The following is a 14,858-nucleotide window of genomic DNA, read 5'->3' as shown; positions in this document are numbered from 1 at the left end:
ATCCTGAAGAAATCAAAATGCTGGCTACTACAAGCATAGTCGCCGATTGGCGTGCTTTATAGCTGAAAAGCCACGGTTGGCAAAGTGATTTATGACGCCGCCATGAAAATTTCATCTTTGCCGCACAAATCTCGCTGAGAGTGTGGCCGTGGCAACATTGAGTTATGCATGCTTAGGCCAAATAAGTCGTGCTGTACTGAAAAGACAAAAGGCACTGAGGAGTGCCTTTTGAACGGGGATGTTGGCTGCGAGCGCTGGCCGATTATTGTTCCGGATCGTAATCCAACACTGGCGCCAGCCATTTCTCGGTTTCAACAATGCTCATGCCTTTACGGCGGGCATAATCTTCTACCTGATCGCGGCCAATATTGGTCACGCCAAAGTAGCGCGATTGCGGATGGGCAAAGTACCAGCCAGACACCGCTGCGGTCGGATACATGGCAAAGCTCTCGGTGATGTTGAGATCGATACATTCATTCGGCTTCAGCAAATCCCATAGCAGGCCTTTTTCGGTGTGATCGGGGCAAGCCGGGTAGCCAGGCGCAGGGCGAATGCCTTTGTATTTCTCGCGGATCAGCGCTTCGTTATCCAAGTTCTCATCGGCGGCATAACCCCAAAACTCTTTGCGCACTCGCTCGTGCATCCGTTCGGCAAAGGCTTCCGCCAAACGGTCCGCCAAACACTTGAGCATGATGGCGCTATAGTCATCGTGCGCTGCTTCAAAACGCTCAAGATGCGCATCAATGCCGTGACCTGCGGTCACTGCAAAGCCGCCCATATAGTCGGCTACACCAGTTTCTTTTGGCGCAACAAAGTCCGACAGACAGAAGTTGTGGTTGCCGACCCGTTCAATCTGCATCCGCAGATGGTGGGTGGTCATCAATACCTCGCTGCGGCTGTCATCGCTGTAGAGTTCGATGTCATCAAAGTTGACGCTGTTGGCAGGGAACAAGCCAATCACCGCTTTGGCTGTGAGCCATTTTTCGTCGATGATTTTTTGCAGCATCGCTTTGCCGTCGGCGAATACTTTCTTGGCTTCTTCACCAACAATCTTATCTTCCAAAATCTCAGGATAATGGCCGTGCAGTTCCCAAGCGCGGAAGAACGGCGTCCAGTCGATGCGATCGACTAAGTCCGTCAGCGGATAATCATCAAACACTTGAATGCCGAGCTGCTTGGGTTTGATTGGTGGATTCGCTGCCCAATCGTGAGTCACGCGGTTTTCACGCGCCGCTTCGAGGCTGGCGAGTTTTTTACGTTTGGTTTGCGACAGGCGTTTTTCGCGCATCACCGCATATTCTTGGTACGTGGCATCGATAGTCGCTTGGCGAGTGTCATCGTTAATGAGCTTGCTCACCATCGGTACCGCCCGCGACGCATCGGCAATGTAGATCGCTCCGTGCGGATAATGCGGGGCAATCTTCACGGCAGTATGAATTTTCGAGCACGTGGCGCCGCCGATAATTGCTGGAATGGTCAAACCTTCACGCTCGAAGGTTTTGACGTTGTGCACCATCTCATCAAGGCTTGGGGTAATCAGCCCCGACATGCCGATGATGTCGACCTTTTCTTTGCGGGCGGTTTCGACGATCTTTTCTACCGGCACCATCACGCCAAGATCGATCACCTCATAGCCGTTACAGGCCAGCACTACGCCGACGATGTTTTTGCCGATATCGTGCACGTCACCTTTCACGGTCACCATCAGCACTTTACCGTTGCTTTGGCCTTCAACTTTTTCCGCTTCAATAAACGGGTTGAGGTAGGCCACCGCTTTTTTCATCACGCGGGCGGATTTTACCACTTGCGGCAGGAACATCTTGCCTTCGCCGAACAGATCGCCGACCACGTTCATGCCGTCCATCAACGGCCCTTCAATCACATCCAGCGGTCGAGTGGCGGCTTGACGCGCTTCTTCGGTATCTTCGTCGATAAATTCGGTAATGCCTTTGACCAGCGCGTGTTCGAGGCGCTTGTTTACCGGCCAGTGACGCCACTCTTGTTCTTCAGGTTTGGCTGCGCCGGCGCCATTGCCGCGATAGTTTTCGGCAATCTCCAATAACTGTTCAGTGTTACTGGAATCAGCGACTGGGCAGGGCAGGTTGAGCACCACCGCTTCTACGCGCTCTTTTAGTGGCGGGTCGATGTCATCGTAAATCGCCAACTGACCGGCGTTAACAATGCCCATGTCCATTCCCGCTTTGATGGCGTGATAGAGGAACACCGCGTGGATAGCTTCACGCACCGTATTGTTACCACGGAACGAGAACGATACGTTCGACACGCCGCCAGAAATCATCGCGTGCGGCAAGGTCGCTTTAATATCTTTGATGGCTTCGATGAAATCGACCGCATAGTTATCGTGCTCGTCGATGCCGGTAGCGACCGCAAAAATGTTCGGGTCGAAGATGATGTCTTCCGGCGGGAAGCCGACTTGATCGACCAGAATGCGATAGGCGCGAGTACAGATCTCAGTTTTACGGGCGCGAGTATCCGCTTGGCCTTGCTCATCGAACGCCATGATGATTGCAGCGGCGCCATAGCGTTTAACTAAGGTGGCTTGCTCGATAAATTTGGCTTCGCCCTCTTTGAGCGAAATCGAGTTCACAATGCCTTTGCCTTGAATACATTTGAGACCCGCTTCAATCACTTCCCATTTGGACGAGTCGATCATGATCGGCACTTTGCAGATATCTGGCTCAGAGGCGATGAGGTAGAGGAAGCGGGTCATCACTTCCACGCCATCAAGCATGCCTTCATCCATGTTGATGTCGATGATCTGCGCGCCGTTTTCTACTTGGTCGCGGGCGACATCGAGTGCAGTTTCATAATCGCCTTCTTTGATCAGCCGCAAAAAGCGCGCTGAGCCAGTGACGTTGGTACGTTCGCCGACGTTAATAAACAGCGAGTTGCGGTCGATAGTGAGTGGTTCCAAACCGGACAAGCGGCTGGCAACCGGAATATCGGGTAGTGCGCGCGGCTGATACTGCTCCACCGCTTCACGAATCGCTTTAATATGCGCTGGCGTGGTGCCGCAGCAGCCGCCAACCAAGTTGAGCAGGCCTTCTTTGGCCCATTGGCCGATAACTTCGGCCATCTCTGCTGGCGTTTCATCGTAGCCACCAAACTCGTTTGGCAGGCCAGCGTTCGGGTGCGCTGAAACAAAGGTCTCGCTGATGCGCGCTAGTTCTTCCACATAGGGGCGCAGCTCTTTTGGCCCCAAGGCACAGTTCAAACCGAAAGAGAGCGGCTTGATGTGGCGCAGTGAGTTATAGAAAGCTTCGGTGGTTTGACCTGTGAGGGTACGGCCGGAGGCATCGGTAATGGTGCCGGAAATCATTACTGGCAGCTGTTGGCCGAGCTTTTCAAACACTTCATCGATGGCAAACAGCGCGGCTTTGGCGTTGAGCGTATCAAAGATGGTTTCCACCATGATGATATCGGCGCCGCCGTTGATCAGCGCTTCAGTAGCCTGCATGTAAGCTGTCACTAACTCATCGAAGTGAATGTTACGGAAACCTGGGTCGTTAACGTCTGGGCTGATCGAGCAAGTGCGGTTGGTCGGACCAAGTACGCCAGCAACGTAACGTGGAATCCCTGTCGCTGCGGCCACTTCATCGGCGGCTTGGCGGGCAAGTTTGGCGGCTTCAAAGTTAATCTCAGTCACCAGCTCTTGCATGTCGTAATCGGCCATCGCCACTGTGGTGGCGTTGAAGCTGTTGGTTTCGATGATATCGGCACCCGCTTCAAGGTATTCACGGTGAATGGCTTTAATAATGTCAGGTTGCGTTAACACCAGTAAGTCATTGTTACCTTTGACATCGCAGTGCCAGTCTTGAAAGCGTTCGCCACGGTAATCGGCTTCTTCCAGCTTGTACCCTTGGATCATAGTACCCATGGCGCCATCAATAATCAGAATACGCTGAGAAAGTGTAGATTCGAGCTGTTGTCGAACCGGCGCTGACGGGGTTTTGCAAGTTGCCATCGTTAAAAACCTTTTCTTCATGCCATGGACACAAATGCCTACAATTGTTGTATGATCCAGATCACATTCGGCATACGCCGTAATTATGGCATCTTAGATGCGGCTGCAGGCTTAATTAATGGGTTGTTTTGGACATTTATACGTATAGACGTCCATGATACGGATTCAAGGTTACTGCGGCAAGGTGAAATTGGCAGCAAGAACCCGAGTTGAAGCAAAGGATCCAGCATGACCCGAACCCGTAAATTGACGATATACTTGATGCGGCATGGCCACTGTGAAGGTGGTGAGATGTTACGCGGTAAAACCGACGTGCCTTTGAGTATTGTGGGTGAAGAGCAGATGTGGGATGCATGGCGCATCATCTCTGATGATATTGACGGTGCTCGTCTGTCTATCCTCAGTTCTCCGCTACGTCGCTGTTGTGATTTTGCCGATGCGTTAGTTGATGATATGCCAGAGTTTTTTGAGCGTTCGTTGCAAGTCTCGCCGTGGTTGTCTGAGCTTGATTTTGGTGATTGGGACGGCGTTCCTTTTGCAGAATTAGAAGCCTGTCATAGCGACGAATTGATTGCCTTTTGGCAAGACCCTCTTGATATCACCCCGCCACACGGTGAACCCGTACGTGAGTTTCATCAACGCGTTGTTACCGGCTGGAAAGAGCTGCAGCAACAGTTATTAAAAGCCGACAAAGACTATGCGATGTTAGTGACTCATGGGGGCGTGATCCGCTCGCTTATGAGTGATGTCATTTGCCCCGGCGAGTTACCTGCTGCCGGATTATTTAATGCGTTTGACTTGCCTTACGGTTCGGTTGTGAAAATTAGCCTGTTTGCGTCCGAAGTTGATGGTGAGTGGCAATGTTCCGGGCGACTACACTGGAACTTCTAACCTTTCTCTGTTTATCAGCCCTATAAACCTAGGCTAAGCTCTTAATTATTCAGGAAACAGAGTGACAGTCTCAGTGAAGCTGGTAGCCTTAAGCGATTTTTTGATGAGCGAACAACGCGGAGGTGGCTCATGAATGCTGCCCTCAGGGCAGAAAATCTCAGTTGGTCAGCCGACGGCACGCAGATTTTGCAAGACGTAAGTTTTGCGCTGCAACCGGGCAAAATGCTGGGGTTAATCGGTCCCAACGGTGCTGGTAAGTCCAGTTTACTTCGCTGCCTATATCGCTATCACCAGCCACAAGCGGGTAAAGTCCTACTTAATGATAAAGAAATCAATAGCATAAGTCATAAAACCTTTGCGCAAACGGTGGCGGTGGTGTTACAGGACACTCCGACCGAAATGAACACCAATGTTCAGCAAATAGTGGCCACCGGTCTGACCCCTTATAAAGGCCTTTTCCAATGGGATAACAAGGAGGATAATAACGCTATTCACTCAGCGTTATGCCAGGTTGGATTGGCCGACAAAGCATATGCGTCTTTTAGTCACCTTTCTGGTGGCGAAAAACAGCGAGCGTTAATCGCCCGGGCGATAGTGCAGCGACCTTCATTATTGATTCTTGATGAGCCGACAAATCATCTGGATATCCGTTATCAAATTCAGATTCTCGAACTGGTACGCAGTCTCGGGATCACGGTTATCGCTTCAATTCATGATTTGAACTTGGCATCGGCGCTGTGCGATGAGCTGTTGTTGTTGTCTCAGGGGCGTTGTGTCGCCTTTGGTGCAGCAGAAGAGGTGCTGACGGAGAGTCAAATTTCGCAGGTGTTTGGTGTCTGTTGCAAAGTGACACCACATCCGCAATTAGCGAAGCCGTTAATCCATTATTACTATGGTTATCATCACGAAAATGGCTTTAGCAATGACAGTGAGACGAATAATGAGGTTGTCACAGATGCCAATAACGCCTGACAACCTGCTGGCAGCACAGCCTAGACGCGGCACTCTTTGCTGGTGTCTGCTGCTGATGTTGTTAGTGCTAACGCCGCTGCTGGCAGCCAGCTTTGGGGCGGCGGAAATTGGTGTGGTGGATGTACTCAATGTACTGGGTAAGCGCTGGTTGGACATGGGGCAAGTGTCCGGCATTCGTGAACAGATTATCTGGGAGCTGCGTTTACCAAGGATCATTTTGGCATTTACTGCAGGAGCGGGTTTAGCGCTGAGTGGCTTTGTATTGCAAAGCGTCACGCGTAATCCGCTGGCAGATCCTTATCTGTTTGGGATTAGCTCTGGTGCCTCTTTTGGCGCTGTGTTGGCGATAACCCTGACCGGTGGGACAGTGTTGGCTGGTTTATCCTTGCCCGCCGGGGCATTTCTGGGGGCCTGTTTGTCAGTGTTGCTGGTACTGGCATTAGCGGGGCATAGGATGACGAGCCAAGTCGAACGTATGTTGCTGTCCGGTGTGGCGGTGTCATTCATGTTTGGCGCACTTACCAGCTTGTTGTTGTACTTCTCTACGCCGTTGGCGGCGCAGTCTATGCTGTTTTGGACCATGGGCAGTTTTGCTCAGGCCGAGTGGCACAGTTTGTGGTTGCCGGTAGGCGTAGTGACCATTGCACTTGGCTTAGTGTTTGGCCAAAAGCGACAGATCCTTGCCATGTTAAGTGGTGATGAGACCGCACACACTCTGGGGGTCAGGGTAGTGAAAATGCGGCTGGGAATGTTGCTGTTGTGCTCGCTCATCACCGCAACTTTGGTGGCACATTGTGGCGGGATTGGGTTTGTGGGGTTGATGGTGCCCCATCTGGTACGTCTGTTATTGCCCGGACAGCAACCGATATTGCTGACGGCGATAGTAGGTGGCCTGTTTATGGTGTGGGTAGATGTGCTCGCTAGAAGTGTACTGCCTTCACAGGAATTGCCGGTGGGCGTGCTCACCTCGGCTGTAGGTAGTGTGTTTTTCCTGTTCGTATTACGAAGACGCGGACAGTAAATCAATCAGGATGGAATCGTATGTACAAGGTATCCCCAGTTAATCACTCACTTGATAGTGAGATACACTCGTGTATTGACAATAAAACCAAGCCCCTTGGTGCTCTCGGTGAACTCGAATCACTGGCACTGCAATTAGGGCGTATTCAGTTAACTTCCGCTACTGACAAATTAGCGATCAACAAACCCACCATGCTGGTGTTTGCTGGCGACCACGGTATTGCCGATTACGGCGTATCGATTGGTGACAGTGACATTACCACGCAGATGGTTGCGAACTTTGTGAATGGTGGCGCTGCGATCAATGTTTTCTGTCGCCAAAATGGGATGGCGCTAGAAGTGATTGATTGTGGCATTAAAACCCCAGTGGATGATGCGCGCATCATCAACCAACGTCTGGGTAACGGTACTCAAGCGATGCACAAAGAAGCCGCGATGAGCATCGACACTGTGCATAAAGGTTTTGCCTTTGCCCGTGAGTTGGTAGAACGTCATGTGGCCAATGGCAGTAACCTGTTGGCAATAGGCGAAATGGGCATTGGTAACACCACTTCGGCCGCCGCCGTTATGGCAGCGTTGACAGGCATTCCGGTGGCCGAATGTACCGGTAAGGGCACTGGCATCGACATCGTTGCGTTAAAACGTAAACGTATTATTGTGGAGCAAGCCTTGCTAGAGCACTATTCACACCTGACGAATCCGATTCAGATTTTGGCGTGTTTGGGCGGTTATGAAATCGTGCAGATGACCGGCACTATTTTGGCAGCAGCTGAGTTTGGCGTGCCAGTATTGGTCGATGGTTTTATCGCATCTGTGGCGGCATTGGCTGCGGTTGAGCTGGCGCCAGCGGTACGCGACTACCTGATCTTCTCGCACGAGTCTGGAGAGCACGGTCATAGACGTTTGCTATTACGTTTGAATGCACGCCCTATGTTGCGTTTGGGCTTGCGGTTGGGTGAAGGTACTGGCGCGGCGCTGGCGCTGCCATTGCTGCAGGCGGCCGTTGCCTTTTACAACGAAATGGCGAGCTTTGATGAAGCGGGTGTGACTTCAGTGGTTGAGCCTATGCTGAAATCTGGAGCCGCTTAATGAGAGATCGGGCTGTCTGGCTGGAACAACTGCGACTGCTACTGATTGCGATAGGTTTTTTTACGCGCATCCCAGTCCCGTCGCAAATCAATGTAGACAGCGACAGCCTGAATCGCGCCAGCCGCTATTTTGGTCTGGTTGGCCTGATAGTGGGTGGCGTCTCCGCCTTAGTGATGTGGTTAGTATCGTTGGCGCTACCAATGTCGATTGCCATCGTGCTGGCGATGCTGACCAGCGTGTTGCTGACGGGCGGATTTCATGAAGATGGTTTAGCCGACACCGCCGATGGCTTTGGCGGTGGCTGGAGCATTGCCGACAAACTCAGCATCATGAAAGACAGCCGTTTAGGCAGTTATGGTGCGCTAGCGCTGGTATTGGTGCTACTGCTGAAGTTCGAGTTACTAACCGAGTTGGCGTTGTACGATCCGGTATCGGCATTTTTTGCGTTAATTCTGGCGCATACACTCAGTCGCGTCATCGCTGCGAGCCTTATCTACAGCGAAGCCTATGTCCGCGACGACGGCAAAAGTAAACCTTTAGCGCATCAGCAAAGTCTAAATGACCTTGGCATTCTGCTGCTTACCGGGGTATTAGTCGTGATGCTGGTCGCGCCCGCATCAATCGTTACCTTTATTGTCTGCGCAGTGATTATCCGCTTTGCGTTGGTATTCTGGCTGCGTAGCCAAATTGGCGGCTATACCGGTGATACGCTCGGTGCCGCACAGCAACTCAGTGAGCTTGCTATCTATATCCTACTGCTCGTTGGTCGGAACAGCGGCGGATGATACAGCTGATTTTAGGCGGCGCCCGCAGTGGCAAGAGCCGTTACGCCGAACAACTCGTCCAGCAATCTGGCCACTCATCTGCTATCTATATTGCGACCGCTACGGCGGAAGATAATGAAATGACCCAGCGCATTCAGCAGCATCAGCAGCAACGCAGTAGCAGTGTGACGGAGTGGCAGCTGCTGGAAACCCCGTTAGCGCTCAGCGAAACCCTCAGCAGTTTGTCCGGACATCATCACATGGTATTGGTGGACTGCTTAACCTTGTGGTTGACCAATCAATTGTTAGCCGAGGCGGATATGGCGCAATGTCGTCAAAGGCTTTGTCAGGCAGTACAGCAGTTTGATGGTGAACTACTGCTGGTCAGCAATGAAGTCGGTTCCGGCATCGTCCCATTAGGCGAACTCAGCCGCCGCTTTGTCGATGAGGCGGGTTGGCTTAATCAACAACTCGCGGCGATCGCTGACCGCGTCACGTTAGTAGTGGCAGGTTTACCCCTTAGTTTAAAAGACTGAATCCATACAACTTGTTATGCTTAGCTGCCAATATTTTCATGAGATGTCACCGTGACTGAAGAACAGAATCCAAACCAGCCGCCGGCCAACGAACAGCAAAAGGCAGCGCGTCATAAGGCGCGCCAACAGAAACTTAAGCAAGCGGTTGATGCGCGTGTTGCGGCGGCCAGCGATGAAAAGGGTGTGCTGTTGGTGCTCACAGGAAATGGCAAAGGCAAATCCACCGCCGGATTTGGTACGGTTGCGCGTGCCGTAGGGCATGGTAAAAATGCTGCCGTGGTGCAATTTATTAAGGGCTCGTGGGAATGTGGCGAGCGTAAGTTGTTGGAAAATGCTGGCGTGCAGTTTGAGGTCATGGGGACTGGCTTTACCTGGGATACTCAAGATCGCGACAAGGATACCGCTGCTGCTGAGAAAGCCTGGCAAGCGGCTGAGCAATGGCTAAGCGATGACAGCATTGATGTGTTGTTGTTGGATGAACTCACCTACATGGTTAGCTTTCATTATCTGGAGCTCGAGAAGGTGCTGACAGCCCTGAAAAATAGGCCACCGATGCAACATGTCATCATTACCGGACGCAATTGTCACCGGCAATTGATTGAACTGGCTGATACGGTCAGCGAAATCAATAACGTCAAACATGCTTTTGACCGTGGCGTAAAAGCGCAGCCCGGTTTTGACTATTAACTGGCGCCGATTTTGGCGGAAATTCGGTGCTTAACCGCAGATTTCCGCTAAAGTCGATATATTTCACATCTATGATTTAAAAGCGTAATTTTTCTTTTCCCCACCAGTGCTTCACTCGTATGATTTAGTAAAATTTAAATGTCATACATTTGAGGACGTGATTCCAATGATACGCTGGATGTTTCGAGGCGTTGCCACTCTAGTATTATTGCTGCTCATCGCCGTCGCCTTGTTGCTGATGCAACCCGGCCCCAATAGATTCAAACAGCTACAATTGGCCGACTTTTACCTGTTTTCACCCACCAAACAGCTGGCGTTGGCGCAACATTACTGGACGCGCAACAGTGCTGACTACTCTCCCGTATTGGCGGAAAAATGGTTTGTCCGTGCCGCAAAAAATGGTGAGGCAGAAGCACACTATCAACTGGCGCATCTCTATTATATTTTCCCCAAAATCTCTGGTTTGGCCTGGGAAGCTAACGTGGCGATGGCCACTGATGAGCTCGAAAGCGCCGCCAATAGCGGCATGTTAAAAGCGCAAAATGAGTTGGCCGATATTTTGTTTAAGCACGATAACAAGGCCGATAAGATCCGTGGACTGGATTTTCTTGCTCGGGCCGCTGAGCAGCAAGATATCAAGGCGATGATGCGTCTCGGCCAGCTTTACTGTACCGATCATGACATTCTCAACCATGAGCTCGGTCGCCGCTATCTGCAGCAAGCTGCTGCCGCCGGAGATAAGCGTGCGCCATTGATGTTGGCGACACTATATCGACAAGGGAGTTGCGGTGCCGCCGATATGGAACAGTACAATCACTGGATTGAAAAAGCCGCTGCTGATGGAATTGCTGAAGCGCAACTACAGCTTGCCAAACTGTATTTAGACGGCAATGGCCGAGCTAAGGATCAAGTGCAAGCAGCTGTGTGGTTTTATCGCTCACAACAAGCCGATGGACTCTATCAACTAGGTCGTCTATTGCAGCAAGATGAGTCCTTGTTTGCCAAGGTAAAAGCAGAGGTAAGCGCGGGCTTTTTAGCCGAGCAAGATTATGCCGACAGCATTGTGAGTTGCTTTTACCAAGCGACAGAGCAAGGGCATCCTAAGGCGGCATTTGCTTTTGGCGTGTTGAATTTGCGGCACAAAGACAAAGAGTTAGCGATGCAGGCATTTCAAATCGCCAAAGATGCGGGCTACCCAAAATATGCCGCTGAGTTGGGCGATGAGCAAGCAAAGCAAGATCTGCAAACGATTAAAGCTAATGGCCTATTGGCATTCTTTGGGCTTCAGGGCTGAGATTTATCAAGGTAAGAAAAAGGACGGCATCTGCCGTCCTTTTTTTGCTAAAGCGTCTTGGAAACTGGTGGCGACATTACGCCAACACTTTATCCAGTTCTGCCTTGAATTCGGCTGATGTTACGGTAACGTCTGGCGCAAAGCGCGCGAGTACTTCGCCTTCGCTGCTAATTAAGAACTTCTCAAAGTTCCACATAATGTCGCTGTCGTCACTTGGCAGTAACTTCATCTCACCCAACTTAGCGGCTAAGCCACCTGCTGGGTTTTTGATCGCACTAGGTTGCGCCGTAATTAACGCCTGATACAGCGGATGACGGTTAGCACCGTTCACTTCAATCTTGGCAAACATCGGGAAGGTAACGCCATAGTTTAGGGTGCAGAACTGCTGAATTTCAGCTTCAGTGCCTGGCTCTTGCCCTAAAAACTGGTTACATGGGAAGCCTAGAATCTCTAAACCGTCGGCAGCTTTGGCTTTGTACAGCGCTTCTAGCTCTTCGTATTGTGCGGTCAGACCACACTTAGATGCCACATTCACTACTAACAGTACTTTACCTTGGTAATTGCTTAGCGAACATTTCTCACCAGTGATGGTGTTGACGTCAATGTCGTAAATACTCATGTGTAAACCTCTATGTTTATATGACGTAGATCACACTGCCTCAGACATTCACTATCGTCAAGCGTCGCGCCAATGATCCACATGAATTTCATTTGCCGCATTCAAAATGGCGGCATTGTTACTCGCCTAGGTGAGATTTACGCCACTTTAAAGCCCTTAATTGCGCCGTTGAGTTGTTCTCCAAGCGCTGCCAGCCGCTCTGTCGCTTCCGCCGTCTCGTTAGAGGAGGCCGCGGTATGGTTGGTGATATCACTCACCTGAGATACACGACGATTGATCTCTTCTGCTACCGTGCTTTGTTCCTCTGCTGCGGCGGCAATTTGATGATTCATCTGCTGCACCATAGATACTGCGGCGGAGATTTGGCTAAATAGCTCGCCGACACGTTGTGAGCTGCTGGCGTTGTTATTGGCCATTTGACGACTGTTTTCCATCATTTGTAGTGAATTACGCGCGCCGGATTGGAGCTGTTGGATAATGGTTTCAATTTCGGCTGTTGATTCTTGGGTGCGTTGCGCCAGACTGCGAACTTCATCTGCTACCACCGCAAAACCGCGGCCTGCTTCGCCTGCGCGGGCGGCTTCAATCGCGGCATTGAGTGCCAACAAATTCGTTTGTTCAGCGACCGATTTAATCACTTCCATCACGGTGCCAATACCATCGGTTTGCTTGGCCAACGTCTGCATTGCCTGCGTCGTTTGATTGAGCTCCTGATCGAGCTTATTGACCACCTCGATGGCCTCATCCATGGCGCGATTGCCTTGAATCGTCACGCTTTCAGCACTACTGGTTGCTTCGGCTGCTTGTTCTGCATTGGACGCGACATCATGTACGGTTGCGGTCATCTCATTCATTGCGGTGGCGACCTGCTCGGTTTCCACTTGTTGTTGTGCCATACCACTACGATTTTGTTCGGTGACGGTGGATAGCTGGGTCGCGGCCGTCGCCAGTTCGGCGATGCCACCACTGACATTGGTGATGAGTACGGTCAATGCTTGGGTCATGTCTCCAATTGCATTTTGTAGCGTGCCAACTTCGTCTTTTCGGCTTGTAGAAAGTGGGTTAGTCAGATCGCCGTTGGCAATTCGCGCTGCCGCAACCGCGGTTTGATGCAATGGACTAGCAATCAGTCGATTGATAATGATGGTCGCAAAAATGCCTAGCGCGATAGCCACTGCCGAAACGCTGACTAAAGTGTAACGGGCGCGTTCACTCAACTGCTGCTGCCATTGGATGACGTCGTGTTCCTGTTTATCGACGCCACTGCGAATATTTCGCGCTACTACTACATATTCGTCGGTGATTTTGGCAGCAGCTTGGTTGGCTTCGATATAGCGGCTAAGACTTTGTTTAAGGTTGTTGATGCCGTCATTAATAGGGCCTAAATGCAATGCGCTAGCATGCTGATTCAGTTCGCTGATGTGTGTGGTGAATTCAGTCAGATGCTGGGCGATTTGAGTGGGTAGCTGAGCGTTATCATCGCTTGAATCAAACCAATTCCTAAGGTCATAACGCAACTGCTGAATATGGCTATTAAGGGCGTTTACATTGGCGATTAATGACCAGTCTGGTGCTGTGGTTGTTTCGAGTCTTTCTGAAGCATCATCTAGTTGCTGACTGAGATTGCCTGTGATGGCGAGCGCTTGATTTTTCGCTTGCGACTGTGCCTGATTGAGTGGAATAAGGCTTTCAAAAATACTTCGATACTGCTCGATATATTGAATTAGCTGCTGATAAGCCGCTTGCCGCTGCTCATTGGTATCTGATGCTTTTTGTGAACTCAACAGCGATAACATGTGTGTGATGTTATCTGCGAGCAGTTGCTGGTCGGCTTGGCTCGCAGTGCGTAAGTAATTCTCGCGCGCCGCTTTGGTGTCTGAAATCACTTTATTAAGCTTTTGAATTGCAATCACTTGGTCACTGGAGTTAATGACATTACTTAAGCCATTCCAGCCCGTCAGTGTTAACACCAGTGATAACAGTAGCACTATACCAAAACCTACGATCAGCTTGGCGGCGATAGATATGTTTTCAAGAAAGCTCAGCATGCTTTAATTCCCTTTAAAATTGCCTGCGGTGTGTGAAGATAGGTTTATCTTAAAGGTTAAAGTGTAGTAAGTTTCTGTGAAGTTACTAATTGCAAATTCAAAGGGTTGTGGCAGCGAGCGCAAAAGTAAGCAGGCTATTGGCGTTTGCTACTCACTCAACATTTGATAAAAGAATTAAGTCGTTGCTTTTTAATAAGAGTTTAGCGTGGTGTTGCTGTAGTTTAGGGGGGAGCATGAGTGATTTTAGTGTCAGACTTAACGTTTCTGTTTTGGAATATCAGTGCTAACTATTAATTAGATAATTATCATAAAAATAAATGAATATTTTCTGATGAAATACGCTTGGGACTTAGCCTTTAATCTCATGTTTAAGATTGATACAGCGTCGATGATAAATTGAATAGTGGCGTAACCCCGCAGGACCGTGGCTGACAATAACGGACAATACGATAATGCCAAAAAATAGTGCGCTCATATATTGTGGGATAAGGAAGAAAGCCCCGAGCAGCGCAATTTTCGCTATTGTAAGCACACCTTTCAGTTGGATGAGCCAGCTTGGCTCTCTGATGATTTCCCAAAGCATGAGCAGGGCGCCGGAGATCAATGCTAGCAGCCAGTAGGGATACCAATGCTCTCCCTCCACTGCAAATAGAATTCCGCCACTGGCGCCGCAAACGCCGACGATATGCAGTGTTCTCAAACTGGTTTTGATAATCCGCTGCGCCCAAAAAACAGGGGCCGAAACATAATCTTGCTTTTTAGACATAAGTTAGTTGTTCATCAGCTAATTTTAACGCCACTTAATTATAGTGAATCTAATATTGTTCGCTTTTTAATACAAATTTAAGTTTCAAAAATTTGATGCTGATATTTCATTTAAAATTGTTGTGAACATTAGTTACAAAACGAATTTTCTAAATTTTTTGTGAACAAGGTAAATATCGTTAATTAAT

General features: G+C 50.0%; 12 protein-coding genes. 8 read left to right on the top strand and 4 right to left on the bottom strand.

The window, feature by feature from the left end; genetic code table 11:
• Positions 1-262: 262 nt before the first annotated feature.
• Positions 263-3,985 (bottom strand): methionine synthase, encoded by a 3,723-nt coding sequence (gene metH, locus HR45_RS10465; protein WP_037442663.1) that lies wholly within the window; start codon positions 3,983-3,985, stop codon positions 263-265.
• A gap of 228 nt (positions 3,986-4,213) precedes the next feature.
• Here metH and HR45_RS10460 point away from each other — a divergent pair, with 228 nt between their 5' ends.
• From HR45_RS10460 to HR45_RS10425, 8 genes are all read left to right on the top strand, one after another.
• Complete coding sequence (locus tag HR45_RS10460; protein WP_037442661.1) at positions 4,214-4,876, top strand: histidine phosphatase family protein; 663 nt, start codon at positions 4,214-4,216, stop codon at positions 4,874-4,876.
• A gap of 129 nt (positions 4,877-5,005) precedes the next feature.
• Positions 5,006-5,848, top strand: a complete 843-nt coding sequence (locus HR45_RS10455) for an ABC transporter ATP-binding protein (protein WP_052074674.1) — start codon at positions 5,006-5,008, stop codon at positions 5,846-5,848.
• The gene (locus tag HR45_RS10450) at positions 5,817-6,869 is read left to right on the top strand and encodes a FecCD family ABC transporter permease (RefSeq protein ID WP_430742021.1); all 1,053 of its coding nucleotides are present in this window, start codon (positions 5,817-5,819) and stop codon (positions 6,867-6,869) included. The genes HR45_RS10455 and HR45_RS10450 overlap by 32 nt, the downstream gene beginning before the upstream one ends.
• A gap of 20 nt (positions 6,870-6,889) precedes the next feature.
• On the top strand, positions 6,890-7,957 hold the full coding sequence (gene cobT, locus HR45_RS10445; protein ID WP_037442660.1) for a nicotinate-nucleotide--dimethylbenzimidazole phosphoribosyltransferase: 1,068 nt from the start codon (positions 6,890-6,892) through the stop codon (positions 7,955-7,957).
• Entirely contained in the window at positions 7,957-8,742 is a 786-nt protein-coding gene (locus HR45_RS10440) for an adenosylcobinamide-GDP ribazoletransferase (protein WP_037442659.1), read from the top strand. Before cobT ends, HR45_RS10440 begins: the two co-directional genes overlap by 1 nt.
• Positions 8,739-9,257 carry a bifunctional adenosylcobinamide kinase/adenosylcobinamide-phosphate guanylyltransferase gene (gene cobU / locus HR45_RS10435; RefSeq protein ID WP_037442657.1) on the top strand — a complete coding sequence of 173 codons (519 nt, stop codon included), beginning with the start codon at positions 8,739-8,741 and terminating at the stop codon, positions 9,255-9,257. Before HR45_RS10440 ends, cobU begins: the two co-directional genes overlap by 4 nt.
• 51 nt (positions 9,258-9,308) lie before the next feature.
• Positions 9,309-9,944: a cob(I)yrinic acid a,c-diamide adenosyltransferase gene (gene cobO, locus HR45_RS10430; protein ID WP_037442655.1), complete on the top strand. Its 636-nt coding sequence runs from the start codon at positions 9,309-9,311 to the stop codon at positions 9,942-9,944.
• Between the two features lie 166 nt (positions 9,945-10,110).
• A complete protein-coding gene (locus HR45_RS10425) occupies positions 10,111-11,238 on the top strand; it encodes a tetratricopeptide repeat protein (RefSeq protein WP_037442653.1) in 1,128 nt (375 codons plus the stop codon).
• Positions 11,239-11,314: 76 nt separating this feature from the next.
• On the opposite strand, the gene HR45_RS10420 is transcribed toward HR45_RS10425, so the two are convergent.
• The 3 genes from HR45_RS10420 to HR45_RS10410 form a co-directional block, all read right to left on the bottom strand.
• Entirely contained in the window at positions 11,315-11,857 is a 543-nt protein-coding gene (locus tag HR45_RS10420) for a glutathione peroxidase (protein ID WP_037442651.1), read from the bottom strand.
• 137 nt (positions 11,858-11,994) lie between these two features.
• Positions 11,995-13,905, bottom strand: coding sequence for a methyl-accepting chemotaxis protein (locus HR45_RS10415; protein ID WP_037442650.1), 1,911 nt, complete (start codon positions 13,903-13,905; stop codon positions 11,995-11,997).
• Between the two features lie 349 nt (positions 13,906-14,254).
• Entirely contained in the window at positions 14,255-14,671 is a 417-nt protein-coding gene (locus tag HR45_RS10410; protein ID WP_037442649.1) for a hypothetical protein, read from the bottom strand.
• Between the last annotated feature and the right edge of the window lie 187 nt (positions 14,672-14,858).

The sequence above is a fragment of the Shewanella mangrovi genome, assembly GCF_000753795.1.
GTDB classification, from domain to species: domain Bacteria; phylum Pseudomonadota; class Gammaproteobacteria; order Enterobacterales; family Shewanellaceae; genus Shewanella; species Shewanella mangrovi.
The sequence above is the reverse complement of the archived record's forward strand: the minus strand, read 5'-3'. Positions and strand labels throughout refer to the sequence as shown.

Bases quoted from the DNA above. Each gene is read 5' to 3' on its own strand.
- metH (WP_037442663.1), bottom strand. From the start codon at position 3,985: ATGGCAACTTGCAAAACCCCGTCAGCGCCGGTTCGACAACAGCTCGAA.
- HR45_RS10460 (WP_037442661.1), top strand. From the start codon at position 4,214: ATGACCCGAACCCGTAAATTGACGATATACTTGATGCGGCATGGCCAC.
- HR45_RS10455 (WP_052074674.1), top strand. From the start codon at position 5,006: ATGAATGCTGCCCTCAGGGCAGAAAATCTCAGTTGGTCAGCCGACGGC.
- HR45_RS10450 (WP_430742021.1), top strand. From the start codon at position 5,817: ATGAGGTTGTCACAGATGCCAATAACGCCTGACAACCTGCTGGCAGCA.
- cobT (WP_037442660.1), top strand. From the start codon at position 6,890: ATGTACAAGGTATCCCCAGTTAATCACTCACTTGATAGTGAGATACAC.
- HR45_RS10440 (WP_037442659.1), top strand. From the start codon at position 7,957: ATGAGAGATCGGGCTGTCTGGCTGGAACAACTGCGACTGCTACTGATT.
- cobU (WP_037442657.1), top strand. From the start codon at position 8,739: ATGATACAGCTGATTTTAGGCGGCGCCCGCAGTGGCAAGAGCCGTTAC.
- HR45_RS10425 (WP_037442653.1), top strand. From the start codon at position 10,111: ATGATACGCTGGATGTTTCGAGGCGTTGCCACTCTAGTATTATTGCTG.
- HR45_RS10420 (WP_037442651.1), bottom strand. From the start codon at position 11,857: ATGAGTATTTACGACATTGACGTCAACACCATCACTGGTGAGAAATGT.
- HR45_RS10415 (WP_037442650.1), bottom strand. From the start codon at position 13,905: ATGCTGAGCTTTCTTGAAAACATATCTATCGCCGCCAAGCTGATCGTA.
- HR45_RS10410 (WP_037442649.1), bottom strand. From the start codon at position 14,671: ATGTCTAAAAAGCAAGATTATGTTTCGGCCCCTGTTTTTTGGGCGCAG.